The organism is Pseudomonas viridiflava (assembly GCF_900602065.1).
GTDB lineage: Bacteria > Pseudomonadota > Gammaproteobacteria > Pseudomonadales > Pseudomonadaceae > Aquipseudomonas.
The window spans coordinates 661,492-683,665 of sequence record NZ_UWFN01000285.1 but is presented as its reverse complement, the minus strand read 5'-3'; the positions used below and the strand labels follow the sequence as shown (position 1 = coordinate 683,665).

Annotated in this window: 15 protein-coding genes; 2 read left to right on the top strand and 13 right to left on the bottom strand. The window is 57.0% G+C overall.

Annotation, left to right across the window (positions count from 1 at the left end; all coding sequences use genetic code 11):
* Positions 1 to 673 precede the first annotated feature (673 nt).
* From EE949_RS21440 to yaaA, 13 genes are all read right to left on the bottom strand, one after another.
* On the bottom strand, positions 674 to 2,125 hold the full coding sequence (locus EE949_RS21440; RefSeq protein WP_122666101.1) for a mannose-1-phosphate guanylyltransferase/mannose-6-phosphate isomerase: 1,452 nt from the start codon (positions 2,123 to 2,125) through the stop codon (positions 674 to 676).
* Between the two features lie 117 nt (positions 2,126 to 2,242).
* Positions 2,243 to 2,911, bottom strand: a complete 669-nt coding sequence (locus tag EE949_RS21435; protein WP_122666100.1) for an alginate O-acetyltransferase AlgF — start codon at positions 2,909 to 2,911, stop codon at positions 2,243 to 2,245.
* Positions 2,912 to 2,925: 14 nt separating this feature from the next.
* A complete protein-coding gene (locus tag EE949_RS21430; RefSeq protein ID WP_122666099.1) occupies positions 2,926 to 4,113 on the bottom strand; it encodes an alginate O-acetyltransferase in 1,188 nt (395 codons plus the stop codon).
* Positions 4,114 to 4,122: 9 nt separating this feature from the next.
* Positions 4,123 to 5,700 carry an MBOAT family O-acyltransferase gene (locus EE949_RS21425; RefSeq protein WP_122666098.1) on the bottom strand — a complete coding sequence of 526 codons (1,578 nt, stop codon included), beginning with the start codon at positions 5,698 to 5,700 and terminating at the stop codon, positions 4,123 to 4,125.
* A 200-nt stretch (positions 5,701 to 5,900) separates the two neighbouring features.
* Positions 5,901 to 7,022, bottom strand: a complete 1,122-nt coding sequence (locus EE949_RS21420; RefSeq protein WP_122666097.1) for a mannuronate-specific alginate lyase — start codon at positions 7,020 to 7,022, stop codon at positions 5,901 to 5,903.
* An 8-nt stretch (positions 7,023 to 7,030) separates the two neighbouring features.
* The gene (locus EE949_RS21415) at positions 7,031 to 8,470 is read right to left on the bottom strand and encodes an alginate O-acetyltransferase AlgX-related protein (RefSeq protein ID WP_122666096.1); all 1,440 of its coding nucleotides are present in this window, start codon (positions 8,468 to 8,470) and stop codon (positions 7,031 to 7,033) included.
* Positions 8,471 to 8,483: 13 nt separating this feature from the next.
* The gene (gene algG, locus EE949_RS21410) at positions 8,484 to 10,100 is read right to left on the bottom strand and encodes a mannuronan 5-epimerase AlgG (protein WP_122666095.1); all 1,617 of its coding nucleotides are present in this window, start codon (positions 10,098 to 10,100) and stop codon (positions 8,484 to 8,486) included.
* Positions 10,101 to 10,126: 26 nt separating this feature from the next.
* Positions 10,127 to 11,608 carry an alginate export family protein gene (locus EE949_RS21405; protein WP_122666094.1) on the bottom strand — a complete coding sequence of 494 codons (1,482 nt, stop codon included), beginning with the start codon at positions 11,606 to 11,608 and terminating at the stop codon, positions 10,127 to 10,129.
* Positions 11,605 to 13,023, bottom strand: coding sequence for an alginate biosynthesis TPR repeat lipoprotein AlgK (gene algK / locus EE949_RS21400; protein WP_122666093.1), 1,419 nt, complete (start codon positions 13,021 to 13,023; stop codon positions 11,605 to 11,607). Before algK ends, EE949_RS21405 begins: the two co-directional genes overlap by 4 nt.
* A gap of 1 nt (position 13,024) precedes the next feature.
* The gene (locus EE949_RS21395; RefSeq protein ID WP_122666092.1) at positions 13,025 to 14,197 is read right to left on the bottom strand and encodes an alginate biosynthesis protein Alg44; all 1,173 of its coding nucleotides are present in this window, start codon (positions 14,195 to 14,197) and stop codon (positions 13,025 to 13,027) included.
* A gap of 41 nt (positions 14,198 to 14,238) precedes the next feature.
* Positions 14,239 to 15,720: a mannuronan synthase gene (gene alg8 / locus EE949_RS21390; RefSeq protein WP_122666091.1), complete on the bottom strand. Its 1,482-nt coding sequence runs from the start codon at positions 15,718 to 15,720 to the stop codon at positions 14,239 to 14,241.
* A 210-nt stretch (positions 15,721 to 15,930) separates the two neighbouring features.
* Complete coding sequence (locus tag EE949_RS21385) at positions 15,931 to 17,247, bottom strand: nucleotide sugar dehydrogenase (protein ID WP_122666090.1); 1,317 nt, start codon at positions 17,245 to 17,247, stop codon at positions 15,931 to 15,933.
* Positions 17,248 to 18,060: 813 nt separating this feature from the next.
* Positions 18,061 to 18,840, bottom strand: a complete 780-nt coding sequence (yaaA, locus tag EE949_RS21380; RefSeq protein WP_122666089.1) for a peroxide stress protein YaaA — start codon at positions 18,838 to 18,840, stop codon at positions 18,061 to 18,063.
* Between the two features lie 270 nt (positions 18,841 to 19,110).
* Between yaaA and EE949_RS21375 the strand changes: the two genes are divergently transcribed.
* Both EE949_RS21375 and EE949_RS21365 read left to right on the top strand, forming a co-directional pair.
* The gene (locus EE949_RS21375) at positions 19,111 to 20,247 is read left to right on the top strand and encodes a polysaccharide deacetylase family protein (protein ID WP_122666147.1); all 1,137 of its coding nucleotides are present in this window, start codon (positions 19,111 to 19,113) and stop codon (positions 20,245 to 20,247) included.
* 331 nt (positions 20,248 to 20,578) lie between these two features.
* Positions 20,579 to 21,973 carry a PhoH family protein gene (locus EE949_RS21365; RefSeq protein ID WP_122666088.1) on the top strand — a complete coding sequence of 465 codons (1,395 nt, stop codon included), beginning with the start codon at positions 20,579 to 20,581 and terminating at the stop codon, positions 21,971 to 21,973.
* The last annotated feature ends 201 nt before the right edge of the window (positions 21,974 to 22,174 follow it).

Below are 22,174 nucleotides of genomic sequence, written 5' to 3'. Positions count from 1 at the left end.
CAGAGGCGGTGAATGTACCGGCCCCCTCGCGAATAATTCGCTCCCACAGGTTCGTGCCAGGCTCAGGTTCACGCTGATTCCGTGGGACCGGATTCATCCGGGAAGGCGTTATTCCTGACGAGACAAAGGCGGTGAATGTACCGGCCCCTTCGCGAATAAATTCGCTCCCACAGGTTCGTGCCAGGCTCAGGCTCACTCTGATTCCGTGGGACCGGATTCATTTGGGAAGGCGTTATTCCTGACGACACAGAGGCGGTGAATGTACCGGCCCCTTTGCGAATGAATTCGCTCCCACAGGTTCGTGCCAGGCTCAGGTTCACGCTGATTCCGTGGGACCGGATTCATCCGGGAGGGCGTTATTCCTGACGACACAGAGGCGGTGAATGTACCGGCCTCTTCGCGAATGAATTCGCTCCCACAGGTTCGTGCCAGGCTCAGGTTCACGCTGATTCCGTGGGACCGGATTCATCCGGGAAGGCGTTATGCCTGACGACACAGAGGCGGTGAATGTACCGGCCTCTTCGCGAATAAATTCGCTCCTACCGGTTAATCATCCAGTCTCAATTCATCAAATCGCAGGCCAAAAAAAACCTCAACAACCTACTGCGGATGGGGATACGCAAAAGGTTGTTGAGGTGTACTGCTCGTTGCCGATTGCAGTTAAAACAGCAAATTAACGTGCAATGGTTTGTGTCTTGACGCCGGCTTCCAGTTGAGCGGAACGACCGTAAACGTCTTCATAACGTTCGATGTCGTCTTCACCCAGGTAGCTGCCGGATTGAACTTCGATGATTTCCAACGGGATCTTGCCTGGGTTTTTCAGGCGGTGAACCGAGGCAATCGGGATGTAAGTCGACTGGTTTTCGGTGAGCAGGAACACGTTCTCGTCACAGGTAACCTGAGCGGTGCCCGATACCACGATCCAGTGTTCGGCGCGGTGGTGGTGCATTTGCAGGGACAGGCTGGCACCCGGTTTTACCGAAATGCGCTTGACCTGGAAGCGGCCGCCCATGTCGACGGAGTCATAGGAACCCCATGGACGATAGACCTCAAGGTGGTTCTGAGTCTCGCTGCGGCCTTGCTCATTGAGCGTGTTGACCATCTGCTTGACGCCCTGAACCTTGTCCTTGTGAGCAATCATCATGGCGTCTTTGGTTTCGACCACGACGATGTTGTCCAGACCGATCACCGACACCAGTTTGCCGTTGCCATGAATCATGCAGTTGCGGCTGTCCTGGATAACCACGTCGCCTTTGGTGACGTTGCCGTTGCTGTCTTTTTCCTGCACAGCCCACAGCGACGACCAGCAGCCAACATCGTTCCAGCCAGCGCTCAATGGCACGACACAAGCGCGTTGGGTTTTTTCCATCACGGCGTAGTCGATGGAGTTGTCCGGGCAGCAGGCGAAAGTGGCTTCATCGATATCGATGGTGTCGCCTTCGTGCTTGCTGCGCTCCAGGGTCATCATGCAGGTGTCGTAGATGTCTGGATCGTGCTTTTTCAGTTCTTCGAGGAAGCGGCTGGCGCGAAACAGGAACATGCCGCTGTTCCAGTAGTAACCACCGGCTTCAACGAACTCGGTTGCGCGCTGCTCGTCAGGCTTCTCGACGAAGTGCGATACGCGGCTCACGCCTTCCGGCAGCAGGGCATCGGCAGTGGATTTGATGTAGCCATAACCGGTTTCCGGCTTGGTGGCCGGTACGCCGAACAGCACCATCTCGCCACGCTCGGCCGCTACGGTGGCCAGGGCCAGCGCGCGTTGCAGGGCTTTCTGGTCTTCAATCACGTGGTCAGCAGGCATGACCAGCATCAGCTCGTCGTTGCCTTCGCTGAGCAGCAGCATGGCGGTGATGGCAACGGCTGGCGCAGTGTTGCGGCCAAACGGTTCCATGATCACCGCCTGGGTTTCGAGACCCAGTGCGTTGAGCTGCTCGTTAACGATGAAGCGGTGTTCTTTGTTGCAGACCACGATCGGGTCTTGCATGCCTTCGAACTTCAAGCGTTCGAGGGTTTGCTGGAAGAGGGTGTGGTTCCCGGTCAGCGCCAGAAACTGTTTTGGGAATTGCTTACGCGAAAGCGGCCAGAGTCGTGAACCGCTACCGCCTGACAAGATCACTGGAATCATTTTGTTTCTCCAAGAGCATTTCGAAATAGGGCTGTACGTCGGTCTGTCGTTTCAGTCTTATTGTTGTTCCGTGCCAATCGGTCCGATGATGGATCGGACCGACTGACTAATCCGTAATTAGCGAGTAGCTACTGGTGGTTTGACCCACACCGGAGACAGGCCACTGCCGCTACCGGTGATGTACAGCACGGCGGCTTCGCCACGCTCAAGGGCAACCGGCTTCAAATCAGTCACTTTCTTGTCGCCGTCATACAGCGCCAGGCTGACTTTTACCGGGTTGATTTCACGCTCGCCGGTGCCTTTGGCGGCAACGGTTTTGACCACTTCGGTCTTGCCGTCAGCGGTCTTCAAGGTCAGTGCCTTGTCGCTGAGGTTTTGCACGCGGACCAGCGACTTCTGCTTGTTTTTGAACGGGGGTTCATCAACCAGTTGTGGCTTGCCGCTGGCGTTGTTGACCAGGGTGTAATACTTGTCGCTGGCCAGCTTCACCGGAACGCTCTGGCTGCCCAGTTTTGCGGTGTAATCGCCTTGTGGCATGAAGCTGAAAGCGGTGCTGCCTTGTGGCGCAACTTCGTTCATGTTGGTGTTGCCAACCGAAGCGCTGATCTCGGAACTGCTGGCGTTATAGACACGCACAAAGGTCGAGCCTTTTGGTGCGGTCGGGCCGTACAGCGCGGAGTCACCGGCGAAGGCTTGCAGGGTGAAGAGGCTGATACCGGCAGCCAGTGCGCAGGTTTTCAGCAGGCTTTTTTTGGCAGTGCGAATGTTCGAATTCTGTAAGGTCATTTTGGGTAGTCCTCTCAGTTTTGAGCCTGGTTTGGCAAGTCGGAAGATTTGACGTTCTGAACGACGTTTTGTTGCGTTTTAATCGCATCAGGAGCAGCTTTTTTTAGCTGTGCAATCCACTGCTGATCGAAGTCGGCAAGGTCGTTGTGAACGGGCAGATAACGCTCCGGGAATTCCCAGATCAATACTTGTGGCGGGCTTTTTTTAAAGGCGTCGGTTTGCAGATATTTGAGCATCGGCAGGATCGGGCCGTGGCCGTCTTCTGCGTAGTTCACAACATCACTGTGCAACGCCTCTTTAAGCGCACCGACGAAGTTCCAGTTCGGGTTCGCGCTGTAGCTGGTCCCCACCAGACCGACGGCTACATCACTGTCCGCGAACAGCGCATCGTCGCCTTCAGTCTCGGCTGCTACCGGGTCAGTGCTGCGTTGTTGCAGTTGATCCGGTTGCGGCAACAGGTTGCTGAACAACGGGTCCAGCGGCAGGAAGTTGGTCAGGTCGCCTTTATATGGCGCGGTTTCCTTGGCCTGGGTAACGAACTTTTCAGGTTCGCCGCTCAAGGGCGTCTGCTGTGCGATGACTGCGCCCAACTGCTGCGCGACAACTTCTGCACCCATTGGCGTCCAGTGAGTATCGGTACGCAGGAAGACCTGGCCGTGTTGCTTGGCGCCTTGCAGCGGTGCCAGCAAATCAGGCGCGACCAGACCGGCTTGCGCAGCTTGTGCGTGGAACTGTTGATACAGATCGGTGTGCAACGTGGCGGGTTTGTTGTCGCCAATGTGCTCCGGATACAAGCGGGTTTTGGCAGGCACGATCGCCAGCACCAACTGTGTGCCTTTGGCTTTCAGTTCGTCACGTACGCCCTGGATGATTGCCAGGTTTTCCGCTTCGTTCTTGTCACCGTTGGCGATGGCATCGAACTCTTCATCAGTGAACAGCCACTGGTCTTTGCCGAGCACTACGCCGGGACGACCTTCATTGAACAGCTTGTAATCCAGCGCTGCCCACAGGTTGGTGCCCAGACGCTTGATCGGAAACTCTTCGTCGTAGTGCGTTTCCGCTGCCTTGCTCCACTTGCCGTTAAGCACGGTGGTTTCCGGCGTTGTCGAGAAGCTGGCAAAGCTGCGCAGCGACCAGATGCCGAGGATCAGCAGGATGGCCAGAAACACGGCGATGTAGAGGATGCGTAATGAGCGGGTCATGGCGGGTCCTCAGAATTGGAAGTAAAGGAACGGCGAGAAGCTTTGCGCCGACAGTTTGAGAATCGAAGCAATGAACAGCAGCAGGATCAGCGCGCGCATTGCGTAACGTGGCCAGTCGGCAACCCAGTAAGCAGGCTGCACTTGAGCTTCAGTGCCGACGGTGTAGCCCGGCAGATGAATGCTTTCTGGTTTGTCACCCGGTACGGCTTTGATCATGCCTGGCTGCGCAGTGGCAGGACCGTCGGCTTGCACGCCCAGATCAGGTGTGTTCTGGCTGGTCGCTTTCTCGGCAGGACGGTTGGTGTAGAAATCACGCAGACCGAAGAAGGCCAGAGTTGCGTAAGCCACAACCATCGTCGCTACTTGCAGGCCGGTGAGGCTGGCCTGATTGAGCTCCGAAAGTTTGAAATCACCGAAGCTGAACATCGCGCTGTACATACGGCCGGCAACGTGCAGGTTTTCAGCGCGGAAGATGACCCAGCCGGTTACCACGATCAGGAAAGTCAGGGCCCAGCGCATCACGTTGAAAGTACGTGGCGCGGTGTTGAGGCCAATGGCTTTTTCGATCGCCAGCCAGATACCGTGCCATGCACCCCAGATCACGTAGGTGATGTTGGCGCCATGCCACAGACCACCCAGCAGCATGGTCAGGAACAGGTTGCGATAGGTCGCGAACTTGCCGCCACGGTTACCGCCCAGCGTGATGTACAGGTAGTCACGCAGCCAGGTGGACAGGCTGATGTGCCAGCGACGCCAGAACTCGGTGATCGACTGACTGATGTACGGCTGTTTGAAGTTTTCCATGAAGCGGAAACCCATCATCAAGCCCAGACCAATCGCCATGTCGCTGTAACCGGAGAAGTCGAAGTACAGCTGCGCGGTATACGCCAGCGCACCCAGCCAGGCGTCGCCGGTAGTCGGGTTTTGCAGGGCAAAGCAGTGGTCGGCGACAACGGCGAGGGTGTCGGCGATGAACACTTTCTTGATGAAGCCCTGCATGAAGCGGGTGCAGCCTTCAGAGAACTTGTCCAGGGTGTGGGTGCGGTTGTTGAACTGGTCGGCCAGGTCACGGAAACGCAGCACGGGGCCTGCAATCAAGTGCGGGAAGATGGCTACAAACGCGGCAAAGTCGATCAGGTTGCGTGTGGCGGGTGTATCGCCGCGGTACACGTCGATGATGTAGCTGATGGACTCGAAGACGTAGAACGAGATACCGATCGGCAGCAACACGTGGGTGAGGATGAAGGGTTCCAGACCGACCGACGTCATCATTGCGTTGATGCTGTCGACGCCGAAGTTGGCGTACTTGAAGTAGCCCAGGATACCGAGGTCAACCACCACGCCCAGCAACAGCCAGCGTTGTGCCGGCTTGGTGCGAACACCTGCCGCACCTACTTGCAGGCCGATCCAGTAGTTCCACACCGTTACGCCGATGAACAGCGCGAGGAAGTCCACACGCCACCAGGCATAGAACACATAACTGGCAATCAGCAGCAGCAGATTGCGATAGCGTTGCCCGCTCAAGTAATACAAGCCGAGGAAGATCGGCAAGAACAGGAACAGGAACACGTTGGATGAGAACACCATCCTGATATCTCCGTTTATCCATCAGTCAAGGGCCCAAAGCCCCCCCAAACCCCCCATAAAAATATGGAGGTTGACGCGTTACCTGTAGGAGCTGCCGAAGGCTGCGATAAGGTCGGAACGACCTTCATGCAATTGCCAGGTCAGCGGCTGCTTCGCAGCCGATCGCAGCCTGCGGCAGCTCCTACAGTTTCGTTGGTGTATCAACCGCCTTTGTCGCCCTTCTCATGCTCGGGGTCGTAGACCTTGGTCAGGTCGCCGCCCAGGCGGAAGGTTTTGAAAGGTTGTTTTTCATGCTTGTCTTCGAGCACTTCCGGGCTGCAGGTGTAGAGCGAGCAGTACGGTTCGAGCCAGGCAAATTTCGGATCCTTCTTGAGGTCCGTCATGTCCTGTTTTTCACCGTTTTTAGCAGCGAAGGCTGCCGGGTCTTTCACGCCAGACAGCACGCGATCAGCCAGACGTTTCAACGCACCATTGTTTTCCGGACGCACATCTACGCCGTTGGCCTGCGCAAAGCTGGCGATCATCGCCAGTGGCGGCAACGCGTAGTTGTGATAGGAAAGGGCACGCTGACGACGCTTCATCTCGTTAGGCAGATAACCTTCCGAGTCGACCTGGTTGGCGGCGACTTTGTATTCTTTGATCGCCCAGTCGAACAGGTCCTGACGGTTGGTGGCGACAGCAGTTGCCATCACCGACCATGCAGCCCAGTACGAGTGGTTGTTGATTTTTTCCAGCGGCAGGTTGCTCCAGTCACTGATCACCTGGTCAGCCAGTTTGCTGAACCATGCCTCAATGATTTGCGCGTCTGCCTGACGGTTGGCCAGTGGGTGCGAATCGGAGAACTTCAGGCGCAGGTAAGCGGAGGACATGCTGCCCAGCGCCCATTTGCGCATCGATTTGCCGGTGTGGTTGAAGTCCTTGGACTCCAGCGCATCGGCCTTGGCCCATGTAGTCATCATGTTCAGCGCGCAGTCGAGCTGTTCCGGACGACCATCACGCATGTACTGCATCACGACTTTGCTGACGCCACGCTCAAGAGTGGTGATGTCTTTGGTCGCACTGCGAAAGGCTTCTTCGGACTGTTCATTCAGGGTCGCACGCGCCTTGTCTGAACCTTCGTATTTGCTGCGAAACACCAGCTTGTCGGTGTAAGGCTTTGGAATGGCTTCACAGCTGAAGTTGTGGTCGCCGGTTTTCATTTTTTCGATCGGAGCGTCATAGCCCTTGGGCGGCACGAGGTTCGCGGCGCTTGCGGCTCCCGCTGTGCCGGCCATGATGGCCAGCGACAGAAGGGTAGGTAACATCAGTTTCGGAGTGTGCATAGGTAGCCTCATAACCCGGCTTGCGCGGTTTGCTGCGCAGTGGCTGGGAACACGTTGCGTTTGCATACTTTCGCTTCGACTTTCTGGGGTGCAGTGCCCGCTTCCGGGCCCTGGATTTCCAGTGCGAGCAGTTGCTGGTCAGCCCAGTCTTCATCTGTTCGCAGTTCGAAGGAGAAGCGCCCGTCTGTATCGGATGTTTCCGGTTTTTCGATTTTCAGATCTTCGTGACGACCGTTCATGTACCAGAGCCTGGCTTGCAGGACCTTCACCGAAGTATCGGCGTAACGGATGTCGATCTGGTTGCTGCCGTTGCGGATGTTTTTGATGCCGTTTTTGCCGTTGACCAGTACTTCGTTGGTGCCGGTCTTCAGCGTGGTGCTGGCGCTCATCACTGCAGGTTTGCCTTCGCAGCCGTTATCGAGCAGCGACATCATTTGGCGGTAGATGGTCTCCTGGTCCAGGCGGTACAGCGGCGAGAATTCCCAGATCAGGATTTTAGGTGGACGTTTCTGGAAATCTTCACTGCCCAGGTACTGCAACATCGAACCTTCCAGACCGCCGCCGGGGAAGGCGACGTTGAGGATGTCGGCACCGATGTACTCCTGCAGGAAACCGGCGAAGTTGTAGTTCTTGCCACTGTGACTGGTACCGACCAGGGTGATTTCCGGGTTGCCGGAATCACCGAACAGGTCGCCGTCACCGGCCTCGCCTTTAGGCTCGGTGGTGAACTGGTCCATGTACTGGATGGCGTAGGTGTTGCCGCACAATTGCGCTGCCATGTTGTGCAGCGTACCGGTCTTGCCCATGCGTCCCGAGACGTGGCTTTCGAATTCACGCTTCGGAATGTCGGCGTAGCCCGGAATCTTCTTCACGGTTTCAGCGACGATTTTTGCTGTGCGCTGTGCGCCATATGGCGTCCAGTGCTGGTCGCCGCGGAAGTAGAAATCGTGCGCTTGTTGCTCATTGGTCAGCGGCGACAGGTCTGGAACCCAGTAGCCCATTTTGTCGAAGCGACCGAGCATGGCTTTGTAATTGGTCAGCGCTTTTTCGTAGTCGAACTTGTCGCGCTCAGCCGGGAACAGTTTGTTGCGATCCACCAGACCACGGGTCGGCTGGTAAACCACAACCAGTTCAACGCCTTTGCTCTTGAAGGCATCGTGCAGCTGTTGCATGCGGCGATAGCCTTCAGGCGTAGTGTTGAATTCGGTGCGCAGGTCTTCCTGAGTCCGGAACAGCCAGTCACCTTCTGCCTGTACCAGCGTGGTGAAGTTCTGCTGGTAGCGGGTGGTGTAGTTTTTCGCGTCATGCGCTGCCGGGCACAGCTGGCAGCATGGCTCAGCCGTGAAGTTAGGCGCCTGCACTTCGTCTGCTCGTGCGCCGCTGCTGATTGCGATCAGGGCTGCGGTCAGGCCGGACAGGCTGAGTGACTTGATCAAGTGTGCGTGCATATAAAATACCTTCTCAGTCCTGAAGTTCTTTCTGGCTTTCGACCGGGTCAATCAGCACGGCTTTCTGCTGGCGCACCAGCAGGTCGAGAATCTCGTCCTGACGATCACCCAGAATGCCGTTGAAGCTGATGCCGCTGGTCTTGCTCGGAGCCAGCATCGCCACACGGTAGAGTTCGATACTCAAAGGCGAATCGATCGACAGCGGGCCTGAGCTGTTGCCGGTCAACTCACCCCCTACGACGATCAACGAGACCTTGGTGTCGAACGGGTCAAGGGCGATGTCGCGGTCGGTGTCACTCAGGTCCTTGATGTGCCCGTAGACACCCAGCAGGCCGTTGGCCATAGCGATGTTTTCGTACAGCTTGATGTTCACGCTGTTACGCACGCGGATGCCGTGACGACGATTGGCAATGACCTTGTTACCCCACAGCAGGTTGTCGCCACTTTCGTACAGGGTGATGCCGTCGGTGTGGTTCTTGTAGATCTCGTTGTAAGCCACGATGTTGTTGACGCTGTTACGGTCCAGAACAAGGCCGGACAACTTGTTGTCATGGCTCTTGTTGTTGAAGATGAAGCTGTCGTTCACCTCACGGGAAATAATGATCCCGTGCTTTTTCTTGGTGCCGTAGACGTTGTTCTCGGCAATGATCAGGCCGTGGGAACGGTCATGCGGGTCAATGCCGTAAACAATGTTGTCGCGATACGTGCTGCCTTTGACAACGAAGTCTTTGGTTTCATAGCAATAGAAGCCGTACCACAGGTCAGAGAACTCCGAGCCGACGATCCAGCCGGTCGGGTCTGGCTTGTTCATCTGCTTGACCATGTTGGGCGTGTACTGAGAAATACTCACACCGTAGGACTTGCTCTGGTCGTAGCCCAGGCTGGCCATCTTGGTGTTGATGATGTAAGTCTCGGAACCACCCCACGACAGCAGGAACGGACGGAATTCATCAGGCCTGCGGAAGGTCGCCAGGCTGTTGGTCTTTTCGCGCCAGCCGTTGAGCTGGGTATCGCTCATGAACAGCTTGCCTTCGTTGACCAGGAACGAACCCTTCTCTTGGGACAGGCGCAGCTCGTGCGCTTTCTTGTCGACGTCGAAGGTGGCGTCAGCCTTGACCAGGATTGGCAGGCGGGCAAGGTAAACGCCTGGCGATACTTCGCTCAGGTACTGCTTGGGGACCTTTTTGGCCAGGTCCTGAATGTTCACGTAGCCGCCTTCGATGACGATCGCTTGCGGGATGCCTTGTTGACGGGCAACCCATTCGGCCATCTTGTTGTCACCGCCGACGAACTCCTTCAGGCCGACTTCTTCCATGATCCGGGTGATGCGAACCTTGCCAGGCTTGCTGCGCACGATTTTCTTCGCGGCGGCTTCGGCGGTGTAGCCGGAGATGTCCGGCAACACAGGTTTGTCCATCGCCAGCGTCTCAACCGGAGGGCTGCTGATGGTGTAGCTTTTGGCTTCTTGCAGCTCTTTGACCATGCCAGGGTTGGTCGCCGGGACCGGGTTGACCGGCACAGTGGCGGCCATGGCGGAGCTGGCGAGCAACAGCGCGCCGCTCAGCACTGCGCTTTCGAGCAGTGCATGTGGCCATGCGCGGTTGCGCAGACTGCTTGCTTGACTGTTCATCTCATCGCACTCCTTTCGCGGTTGCATCAGAAGCGCCAGATGACGTCGACGATGGCGCGGTGCATGTAGCTGTCGACTTCGCTGCCATAGGCATCGCCCGGTTTGAAGACACCGGCACGCAGACGGACGAGCGCAGAGGGTTCATCCATCGACTGGCTCAGCGCCGCAGGCAACAGACCGCCTTTGAAGTATTTGGTCACGACCAGGTCCATTTCCTGACCCAGGTCTTTATCGCCGTCGGTGGTCAATGGCAGGGACGACAGAACGCCGCTTTCATCCGCGCCAACAGCGTTGATGCCGGAGGTGCCGATGCGCGCTTTGCCATCGGTGCGGCGGAAGTTGTGATAGATCAACGACGCGTCGTATTCATCCTGCATCTGCCAAGACGCGAACAGCGAGCCGCTTTCCACGTTGGCCATTTCGCCCTGGAACGCTTCACCGAAGCGGTGAATGCGCGAGCGCGTACCGGTCCAGTTCGAGCGGTTGGATTCCAGGCCGTTCTGTTCGTATTCCTTGCTGGCGCGCGAGTACGCAGCGCCCACTTGCCATTGCGGGTCCAGACGGAAACGCAGACCCAGATCAGTGGCCCAGCCATTGACGTTGCTGTTGGTTTTGTCGCCTGCCTGGAATGTGCCGTCCGGCTGTGCGTCGGCAGCGATCTGGCTGCGATCACCGGAGAGCCAGGTCACGCTGCCCCAGTAATTGATCGTGTTGGTGTTGCGGTGGTTGTAAGCGTCGCTGTTGGCTTGCAAGCCGAGCCAGGTCAGATCGCCGTTGGACGTCTTGTCCAGATCGTCGAGGTTTTCGCCCGGCTTCTTCAGGTTGCCGTCGTCCTGGCTGTGGTGTGCGCGCACACCAGCCCATTGGCCTGGCATCCACTGGTAGCTGACGTCGCCGAAGATGTGTTTACGGTCTTCGTCTTGCGGGGACAGTTCAGTCAGGTCTGTACGGTATTCGCTGAAGCGTTGAGCCACACCCACGTCTGCTTTGAGCAGGGTAGTGTCGAAAACCCAGTTCACCGCTTCGATGTTGGTGTCGTGCCACTGGCCGTCGTCGTTGCGCAGACGCTGGCGACCGACCTTGAGTATTTCGCCCGGGTACGCGGTAAAGCCGCTGTAACCGATCCAGAATTCGCGCAAGGCCAGGTAGCTCTTGTCGACTTCGCGCTCGCTGGCATTGCCGCGAGCCTGAGTGGTTTCCTGGGTGTCGGAGTCGGTTTGCTCAAGAGGGTCAGTCTGAATGGTGTCAGTGGCAGTCACCACTTGACCCATTGCATAGCCGCTCCAGGCGCCACGCTCGCCATAGACCCAAGGACGCAGGTCCAGACCGAGACCGTTGACGTCGCCGCCCGAGCGGGTGCCCAGATCACGATCGTCTTCGGCCTGGCCGCTGATTTTCACTTCAAGACCAAAGTTCTTTTCTTCAGTCAGGGCCGCCAGTGTCGGCGTGGCCCAAAGCAGGGTAAAGCCAAGACCCAGGCCTGCGGCCATCAGGGGATTCAACTTCATAGTGGTGCGTCCTCGCCGTCTTCTTCTTTCAGGGCTTGCATGGCCAGCGCGTTCTGGCTGGTGATACCCCGGACGTTTTTCTCTTGCTGCAACAGCCGTTGGGCGGTGGCGAGTTTTTCAGGTGGCAATGCGGTGCTGATTTCCTGCGCGAGCTCAGTGGCAGCCGGCGTCGGCTCCGGAGCTTGCAGCGCCAGTTGGCTGAATACCCAGGCGTTGACCGGATTAGGCAGGGTGCCCCGGCCTTGGGAGAACAGTTGGGCAATGGCAAAGTCAGCGCTGTTCTGGCCGCCGCGTGCAGCGATCAGCAATTCATCCAGTGCTTTTTGCGATTCGACCTTGCCCAGGTAGCCACGGCGGTAGATCTGGCCCAGGTAGTAGTGCGCAGAGAGCTCACCGCCGCTGGCGGCTTTCTTCATGTGCGCTTCGGCTTTGAGTGAATCAGCCGGTACCCATTTGCCTTCGTAGTACAGGCGACCCAGCAACAGTTCGGCGCGGGGTTGATCCGCTGCACGGCCGTTGTCCAGGTATTCCATCATCTTGTCGACGTCGCCCAGTTCGGGGAAGTCGTAAAGCAGTTTGGCGAGTGTCACCCACGAAGCGGGGTAACCCGGTGCAACCTGCTCCAGCAATTGCTGGGCGGTTTTTTCATCCGGGGTGCCGATTGACGCGTCACCCAGAACACGGGCCACGCTGTCGACACGCTGGGCGCCGACACGGCCCACGGAGTAAGCACTTTTCAGTTGCTCGACCACCGCAGTGCGTTGGTCGTTCTGGTCGCGTTTCTGATAGACCGTGACCAGCTCGACGTAGCAGATGTCGACTTTGCTCAGTGCGTCTTTGCAGATTTTCTCGACGTCATCCAGGTGCTGGTCGTAAGTGCCTTGAGTGCGATAAAGCAGCACTTGGGCCAGACCGGCTTCCGGGTAACCCTGTGCACGCCACTCGCTGATCTTCTGCTGGGCATTCACGTTCGGGAAACTGTGCGGGAATTGCAGGTAGAGCATGGCCAACGGCGTCAGCGAGCTGGTATCGCCACTGGCGAAGGCCTTTTTCAGCAGGTCTTCGGCTTCATGGTGCTCAGCTTCGGTCGCGCCAGGCTTGGAGGCCAGCAGGCGCCCCAGACGCGCCTGGGCACGTGGCGAGGTTTCAGCTGCGGCACGGTAAGTGGCTTCTGCTTCCTTGATGCGCTGCGGATCACCGCTCTGCACAGCAATGTCAGCCAGGCCAACCTGTGCATCGCTGTAGCCCAGGTCCGCCAGTTGCCGATAGTTCTGCTCTGCCAGTGCGGTGTCGCCGTTTTTCAGGGCTTCATTGGCCAGGCGTTGATCGGGCAGGCCGGCACAGCCGGTCAAGGCGATGGCAACGGCCAGGCTCAACAGTGTAGGGCTCGACAATCTTTGTAATGGGCTACGCATGTTAGAGACCCGCGGCCATGGCTTTGTCGATCAGCCAGTTCATCGAGGGACCACGATCGCTGGTGACTTCTACCGGACGGCCAGCCAGGGAAGTGTCCAGCACTTCATCAGGCTTGATCTGTACGCGGATATCAGTGGCCAGATCGGTTTCGCTCAGGTTGGCGCTGCTGATGATTTTGCCGCTGCGCACGTTGTCTTCACCGGCCACCTGGAAGTTCACGCGGGTGCCTGGTTTGACGTCGTTGAACTGGCGATAGGTAAAGCGGGCTTCGATATTGGCTGCGGTGTTACGCGGCACCAGTTGGAAGATCACCTGGCCTTTGGCAGCGAACTGACCATCGGCAACCAGTTGCTTGGCGATAACGCAGTCACATGGGCTGGTCAAAGTACCGGCCATTTGCTTGCCATACAGCTCTTCGATTTTCGCAGGCTGCAGGTCGTCGCCGTTCAGGCTGCCTTTGAGCATTTCCAGCATGCTGGTGTTGAACGAAGCCATTGGCGCGCCTTTGGCAACAGGAGCGTTGACGGCTACCAGGCTCTGCACAGTACCTTCGCGCGGCATGGTCACGTCCATGGCAGGCAAGGTCACCAGACCGGCCGAGGAGTGGCTGACGAAGTACAGGCTGTAAACGGTCTTGAAGATGAAACCGAATGCCGCCAGACCGACGATGAAGATGCCCAGGCTGAAGGTGACTGCGCGCAGGCGACCCAGGCCGCTCATGCCGTCGCCGCTGCCTTTGACCTTGCGTGCTTTGGTGAAGTTGTCGCGCTGCAGAGTCGCCAGCACTTCACCCATGCTCACGATGTCGCCGCTCAGGTGAGAGGTGATCAGGTGACGCAGGGTGGCGATGTCCTGTACTTCCAAATTCTGGAACTGGCAGCCCACACGACCGGTGGAAGCATCAATGGAGCGAACCTGCATTTCGACGTCCATGGCCAGGCCAAGGTTGTCGATCAGGAACTGCAGGCGACCCTTGATAACTTCGCCGATTGTCGGCTTTTGTTGGGCCGGGGCGATGAAGCTCAGGCCGCCAGCCGACAAGTCCTCGATGCGTACCAGAGGCGCGTTTGGCGCGCCATTGAGCAAGCGCAGCTTGGCCGGGATTTTGACCCGGGCGTGTTGGCGCTGGGCTTCGGATTCATGTACGACGTTTGCATTCACGGCTGTATTCATGGCTATTTTTCCTACTTAAGCGATTAATCCGTTGGCCCGGTTTAAACCATCGTCAACAGCACTGCGACGAAGATGGTGCCAGCCGAGAAAGTCATGGTTCGGGATGACCAGGTGTTGAACCAACCCTGGAAACTGGCCATGTCACGGCTGAGTTTGGTGTCTTGGCGCGTCCAGGACTGGCGGTCCAGGCGGAAGAAAACGTAAATTTTCATCAGTGCGCCGACGATCTGGTTGTAATAAAGAATCACGGGGTAGGCCGGGCCGATCTTGTGTCCCGAGCAGGACAGCAGAAGGGTCAGGATCAGGCGCGTGATGCCGATCCACAGCAAGTACATGAGGATGAACATGCCGCCGTATTTGAAGCTGGCGATGATCGCGACGGTAAGACCCAGAATGGAGGTCCACATCGACACGCGCTGGTCGAACAGCACGATGCTGGTAAAGATGCCGAGGCGACGAACGCCCAGACCCAGTGCACGCGAGTTCTGACGCAGGTTGTTGCCGTACCAGCGATACATCAGTTTGCGGCTGGCCTTGAGGAAGCTTTTCTCAGGCGGGTGCTCAACGGTGTTGATCGCTGCGTCCGGCACGTAGAACGTGTCGTAGCCAAGGCGCATCAGGCTGAACCAGCTGGACTTGTCATCACCTGTGAGGAACTTGAACGTACCCAGGCGCCAGTGGTGCAGGGAGTCGCTTTCAACGTCGGCGATGAATTCCGGGTCGGTCACGACGGTCGCGCGAAACACCGACATACGACCGGTCATGGTCAGTACGCGCTTGGACAGCGCCATCGAGCACATGTTGATGTGACGCTGAGCAAAGCGCAGTTTGTGCCACTCGCTCATGATGTAACCGCCGCGGACTTCGCAGAATTCGTTGGTGGTCAGGCCGCCGACATTGCCGAACAGCTGAAACCACGGAACGGTCTTGCGCACGACACCTTCAGACAGCACGGTGTCGCCGTCGATCACGGCAACCACTGCGCGGTCATCGGGCATGTGCCGGGAAATAGCCCGGAAGCCGAACGCCAGACCGTCACGTTTACCGGTACCGGCAATCCGTACGAAGTCCAGTTTGACGTGCTCTGGCGGGTTGGCCTTTTCCCACATCGCCTTGACCAGCAGCTCGTCGGACATTTCCACCAGGGAGCAGACCACGGTTGTCGGGAAACCACATTCAATGGCTTCGCGAATCACCGAGCTGTACACCTGAGCGGTGGTCAGTGCATCGATACGAAAGCTGGTGACCATCAGGAACACGTGAGACGGGTCCGCCGATTTGCCCAGCTTGCGCACTTTGCGACGCAAGTGCGGGTAGACGATGTAGAGAAAGATCATGCCGCGCACAAAGTGCGTAGCGCCCATCGAATAGCGCCAGATGCCGACGGCGCCAATCAGGAAAATAAAGTTCTTCGACTGTGAGTCAAAGATACTGGTAGGCAGCGCGGTGGCGAGTGCCCCTAATAAACTCAGGTAGAACAACCAACCTGCGGCCTGTAGAAGGCCATGTTTTAGCCTGTGCATATCTGCATCCGTCTCGGTATCGGGTGAGCCTTTGGGGTGGCCCGACTTGGTTTAGGCAGGCGTGTAACAAGCGCCCTGTTTTTCGTAGCCCGTCCGCGGTAGGAGCCAGCTTGTCGGGGAGAGGACTGACGGTTGTGTAACCCCGTCAGTTGTCTCGCCAGCAAGTTGGCTCCTACGGTTGACCTGCCCCGAAGGGCGCTCTGACAGCCGTTACCAGCAGATACCTTCAGCGCTATCGTTCTGGGCAGTAGTGGTGGTCATGAAGCCGACCAGATCCACAATCTGCTTGCCCGCTGGAGCCTTGTCGGCCAGCGCACGGAAGCGTTCATCACGGTTGCCCAGGATGATCACGTCGGCGTTTTCGATGACTGCATCGAAGTCCGAGTTGAGCAGGGATGAAACGTGAGGGATCTTGGACTCGATGTAGTCCTTGTTGGCGCCATGAACGCGGGCGTATTCGACGTTGCTGTCGAAGATGCTCAGTTCGAAGCCTTTACCGATCAGCATTTCAGCCAGCTCTACCAGCGGGCTTTCACGCAGGTCGTCAGTACCGGCCTTGAAGCTCAGCCCCATCAGCGCGACTTTGCGAGTGTCGTGGGAGGCCACGATGTCGAAAGCGTTCTGTACCTGGGAAACGTTGCTGCGCATCAGCGAGTTGAGCAGAGGTGCTTCAACGTCCAGGCTGCCAGCACGGTAGGTCAGGGCGCGGACGTCTTTTGGCAGGCAGGAGCCGCCGAAAGCGAAGCCTGGACGCATGTAGTACTGGGACAGGTTCAGTTGTTTGTCCTGGCAAACCACTTCCATCACTTCACGACCATCAACGCCGCATGCTTTGGCGATGTTGCCGATTTCGTTGGCGAAAGTGACCTTGGTGGCGTGCCACACGTTGCAGGTGTACTTGATCATCTCGGCAACGGCGATGTCCTTGCGGATAACCGGTGCGTCGAGTTCTTCGTACAGGGCTTGCAGCACGTCGCCGGACGCTTTATCGAACTCGCCGATAACAGTCATTGGCGGGTGATCGTAGTCTTTGATCGCGGTGCTTTCGCGCAGGAACTCAGGGTTCACTGCAACGCCGAAGTCAACGCCGGCTTTCTTGCCGGAGCAGTCTTCAAGGATCGGGATCACGACGTTGGCAACAGTGCCCGGCAGAACCGTGCTGCGCACAACGATGGTGTGGCGAGTGTCTTTCTCGCGCAGTACAAAACCGATCTCGCGGCAGACGGATTCGATGAAATCGAGTTCCAGGTCGCCGTTTTTCTTGCTCGGTGTACCGACGCAAATCATCGACACGTCAGTGGCGCGGATGGCTTCGGAAAAATCCGTGGTGCCACGCAGTTTGCCAGTGCGAATACCCTTGTCCAGGAGCTCGCCCAGGCCAGGTTCTACGATTGGCGATTTGCCGTTATTGATAAGGTCAATCTTGGCAGCAGAGATATCCACACCAACAACGTCATGACCCCGCGCTGAAAGGCAACCGGCACAGACTGCACCGACATAACCCAAACCAAAGATGCTGATACGCATCGTACTCTCCTCGATTTACACGCCATAAGTTGGCTGGATATTAATTTTGGCCAGCAGTTATCGCGCACTCGAAAGTGTGACTTGAAGAAGTCGCATAACAAGTGCAGGCATATTTAAAAAGGTGAGTGCCAGAAGTAACTAAGGCAATCTCAAATACTGCTGAGTCTTGAACGGCAAGTAACCTGGCTGTAACAGCCTCAGGGCCTTGCTCTGGGATGTGGTAAACCACTCCTTTGGTGCTATCGCAAGCTTTCGGCTGACAGGCCCGGACCAGAGCCTTGGCTGTCATGCCTCATTATTGCGCTATGCACTTGAACAGTGCTTTGCCAAACGACTAAGGCGTATAACGGTGATTCAATCTCCTGAGTCTCTACCGCCGCTGAACCTGAGGTCAGTGTATTAAACGGCAACTTCCGGATCTTCTACGTCGCTTGTAAGTGATCTCTCACAAGGATGACGAGAATTGTTACGGGATGTAGGAGCGTCTGGTTTCGGGATAAGTTCCTGGCCACTCGTCCTCTTTTTGAGAATTTCTTTTTTTGGGCGTCAAAATTGCGTAGTTGCAAAGTGATGTCACCTTCGCCGCAGCCCTTAGTTGGCAAGCGCTCCAGATAAGTGGGTGTGAGTGTGCTACTACTGCGGAAAAGCCAAAGGCTAGTACACAAAAAGTTTGTTAATTTTTTGAGAAAATCGCCAACTAAAAAAATGCGTCGGAAAACTGACGACAGTAAGTTGGCAAATCGCAATTTGCACGATGGTTCCAGAGGGGGAGAAGGCGCGATCGGAAGGGGATTCGCGCCTCAGAGGGCAGATTTACGCGTCGGGAGTGTCGCGCAGGAACACTAATTTGTTCGCAGTGGACTGCTCGCTGCTGTAGCAGTAGCCACCCACATCGAACTGTTTAAGTGCATCCGGCGTGTTGATTTTTTCCGATATCACAAAGCGGCTCATCATGCCGCGAGCCTTCTTGGCGTAGAAGCTGATGATCTTGTATTGGCCGTTTTTCAGGTCCTTGAACTCGGTATCGATGATGCGTGCGTTCAGCGCCGAGCGTTTAACCGCTGAAAAATACTCGTTGGATGCCAGATTCAGTAGCAAGTCGTCGCCTTGCTCGGCAAGCGCCTCGTTCAGCCATTCGCTGATACGCGTGCCCCAGAACGCATACAGATCCTTGCCTCGGCCGTTCGCCAGTTTGGTGCCCATTTCCAGCCGATAGGGCTGCATCAAATCCAGCGGGCGCAGCAAGCCGTAAAGCCCGGACAGCATACGCAGATGGTCCTGGGCATAGCTGAGTTCGGCGTCGCTGAGGGTTTCCGCTTGCAGACCGGTATAAACGTCGCCTTTAAACGCCAGCAAGGCCTGCTTGGCGTTCTCGGGAGTAAATGCAGGTGTCCAGCTGCCGAAGCGGGCGGCATTGAGGCCCGAGAGTTTGTCCGAGAGGTGCATCAGCTCGCCGATCTGCGCAGGCGTCAACTCACGCAGTATCTGGATCAGCTCCTGGGAATGGTCCAGATACTGTGGCTGGGTGAAGCGCTCGGTTGTCGGCGGGGTATCGAAATCGAGTGTTTTTGCCGGGGAAATCACCATCAGCATAGGGTCGTCTCCTTTAATCGTCGGGGGATTCTAGGGATTGTTGGAGTCTGACTCCAGCTATGGTGGCGATAGGGCCTGCTGGCTCAGTTCCCTGTGGGAGCGAATTCATTCGCGAAGGACCGATACCTCCCAGCCTTCGTATCGACTGAAACAATGCCTTCCCGAATGAATTCGCTCCCACAGGTTCTAGCCAGCTCCTGCCAAATCAGCCTCCCAATATCAGCTATAGTGCGGCGCTAATCCGGGTTCATGTTCAGGGAGCGAGTGGTGTTGCGTAAGTTTCTAGCAGTTTGCGCGTGTCTGTTCTGGGTGCAGGCCAATGCGGCGTTGCCGCCGGTGGCGACTATTGACCGTAGCCTCTGGCCTGAACGGCTGGAATCTCCCGACCTGTTCGATGTGGCTTCACGCGCGCAGATCCTCGGTTTTGCCCATGAACTCTGGCTCAGCGAGCAGATGGATGAGGAGACCCTCAAGCGCCGCCTGGGGCTCAGATACATCAATGTGCCGTCGCTGAACCTGCTGCGGCAGCGCCTCTGGAACCGCTTGCTGGAGGGCTACCAGAATGCGCAACAGAGCTGCCCTCAGGATGCATCGTTCTGCGTGCTGGTCGAAGACATGGATCAACTGCGTCAGCGCGCGGGCGAGTTCACCATCGCCAGTGATTCGTTCTACGCCAATTGGGCTGCGCCGAGCGCGACCTTTAATGAACGCTATCTCAATGAACTGATGTACCTCGCAGCCCTCTTCCCGCAAACCAGCAGTGAAATCGCCCTTTATAACTCTGACGAGCTGAGCGGCGATGAAATGCCGGATCGCACTTTCCAGCTCAATTTCGAAAGCGGCCCCACGGGCGCTGACGGCGGCACCGACTGGCTGGCCAATTTCATGCGCCAGCAAAAGATGAACGCGACGTTCTTTGTGTTGGGCAAAAACCTGCAGGATCGTCTGGCCGCCACTACCGGCACTGCCTTGCAGTCGTTGTACCGTCTGCAGTGCGTGGGCATTCAGGGGTGGGAGTATCGCTCCCATAGCCAGTGGCTGGAATGGCAAAGCTCCGTGCTGCGCAGTGAGGCCCTGACTCAGCAGTTGTTACCCGACAATTTCATCCCGCTGTTTCGTCCACCCTATGGCCATCGACGTGCCGACAGCGGGCAGTTCTTCCGCGATCAGAACCTGCGGGTTTCACTGTGGAATATCGATGCTCAGGACAGCAATGGCCGTCTGACGTCGGAGCAGATTACTGATCGTGTGGTGACCCTGATGTTGCTCTGGCGACGCGGGACGGTGGTGTTTCACGACGCCAGTGCCAGAGTGCAATCGGCAGTGCCGTTGTTGCTGGCAAACACCGCACAAAGCGAGTTGATTTGGGACGATTGCCACAATATCCCTGAGAGGCCCGCAGAATAAGGGATTGCGTTCATATCAAGGCAGGCAGGGGGAGAATTTTCAGGCGATTTCGGGTGGGGCGGACTTCCGACTGTAAACGGGCTGGCGCGGGTCGCCAAGGGCTATTCGTCATACTGTGAAATAAACTTCAAAAAACTGTCAAAGAGCTTTTTTCTGTCATGTGTTTTGCGGTATTACCACTATCAGACCGCCGAAACCTGCAACACAGGTGGCGTCCTCCAAGACTCCATCTTGAGCAATTCTCTCCTGCCTTAAGGAGAGAGCCCGGCGGCCTTTTCGTGGCGCAGTTTGAGTAATCTGCGTCGCCTGGCTTTTATAAAGGTGAGCGAGTATGGATGATCACGGACGCACCCCTTCTTCTAACCAGCCAATCCTTTACGTGCTCGATACCAACGTACTGATCCACGACCCCAATGCCCTGCTGAACTTCGAAGAACACCGCGTCGCCATCCCCATGACCGTGCTGGAAGAGCTGGACAAGCTCAAAGCCGGTAAACATTCGGTTGCTGCCGAATGCCGTCAAGCCATCCGCCTGATTGACAAGACCCTGGGCGAAGCCACGCCCGAAGAAGTCGAGAAGGGCGTACCGATCGACCGTGGTACCGGCGTGTTCAAAGGTTTTCTGTCGATCATGATGAGCAAGCGCGAGGAGCCCAACAGCCTCCTGCCTGAACACCTGAACGACAACATCATCATCAATCAGTTGATCGACCTGCATGCGCGCGACAAGGACTTGCGTCTTGTGCTGGTCACCAAAGACATCAACATGCGCCTCAAGGCGCGCGCCTGTGGCATCGCTGCCGAAGACTACAGCACCGACCAGTTGGTCGACGACGTATCGATGCTGTCCCGTGGTTATCACAACGTGACCGGCTCCTTCTGGGACCGGGTCAGCAAAGTCGACACCCGTCAGGATCACGGCCGTACCTGGCACCGCGTGCAACTCGCTGAACAACTGCCCGCCGTTCATATCAACGAGTTCATCATCGACGAGCAGGGTTTTGTTGGCTGGGTCAAAGGCGTCAAGGCTGACGAACTGATGATTCTGGACATGCATCAGGAGCCATTGCTGCATCAGGAGGCCTGGGGCCTCAAACCGCGCGATATCTATCAGGGGCTGGCATTGTTTGCCTTGCTTGATCCGGATATCCATCTGGTCAACCTGTCTGGCGCTGCCGGTTCGGGTAAAACCATCCTGGCACTGGCCGCTGCCATTGAGCAGACCATGGTCAGCAAGCGTTATCGGCGCATCATTGCCACGCGTAGCGTGCAGGGCCTGGATCAGGAAATCGGCTTCCTGCCTGGCACCGAAGCAGAAAAAATGGAGCCTTGGCTGGGCGCTATCACCGACAACCTCGAAGCCTTGCACATGGATGACGAAAACACCCATGGCAGCGTCGATTACATCCTCAGCAAAGTGCCGTTGCAGTTCAAATCCCTCAACTACATCCGGGGGCGCAGCTTCCAGCAAAGCCTGATTTTGATCGACGAGTGCCAGAACCTTACGCCGCACCAGATGAAAACCATCATCACCCGTGCCGGCGCTGGTTCAAAAGTGGTCTGTCTGGGCAACCTTGCACAGATCGATACTCCTTACCTGTCGGCCACCAGCTCGGGGCTGACCTACCTGACGGAGCGTTTCAAAGACTTCCCGAACGGCGTGCACATCTCGCTCCAAGGCGTGCCGCGCTCAATCCTGGCCGAATATGCGGAGTCGCATTTGTAAGATTTAAACGATGAATGTTTAACCTCCCGTGGGAGCGAATTCATTCGCGAAAAGGCCGGTCCAGGCACACACGATGTGCTGTCTCAAGGACCCCTTCGCGGATGAATCCGCTCCCACAACTCCTGCGAAATCCCCCCTGTTTTCATATTCGTTCGCGACCAACGGACTGTCATTTCTGACAGTAGACGTGTTCGTCACACA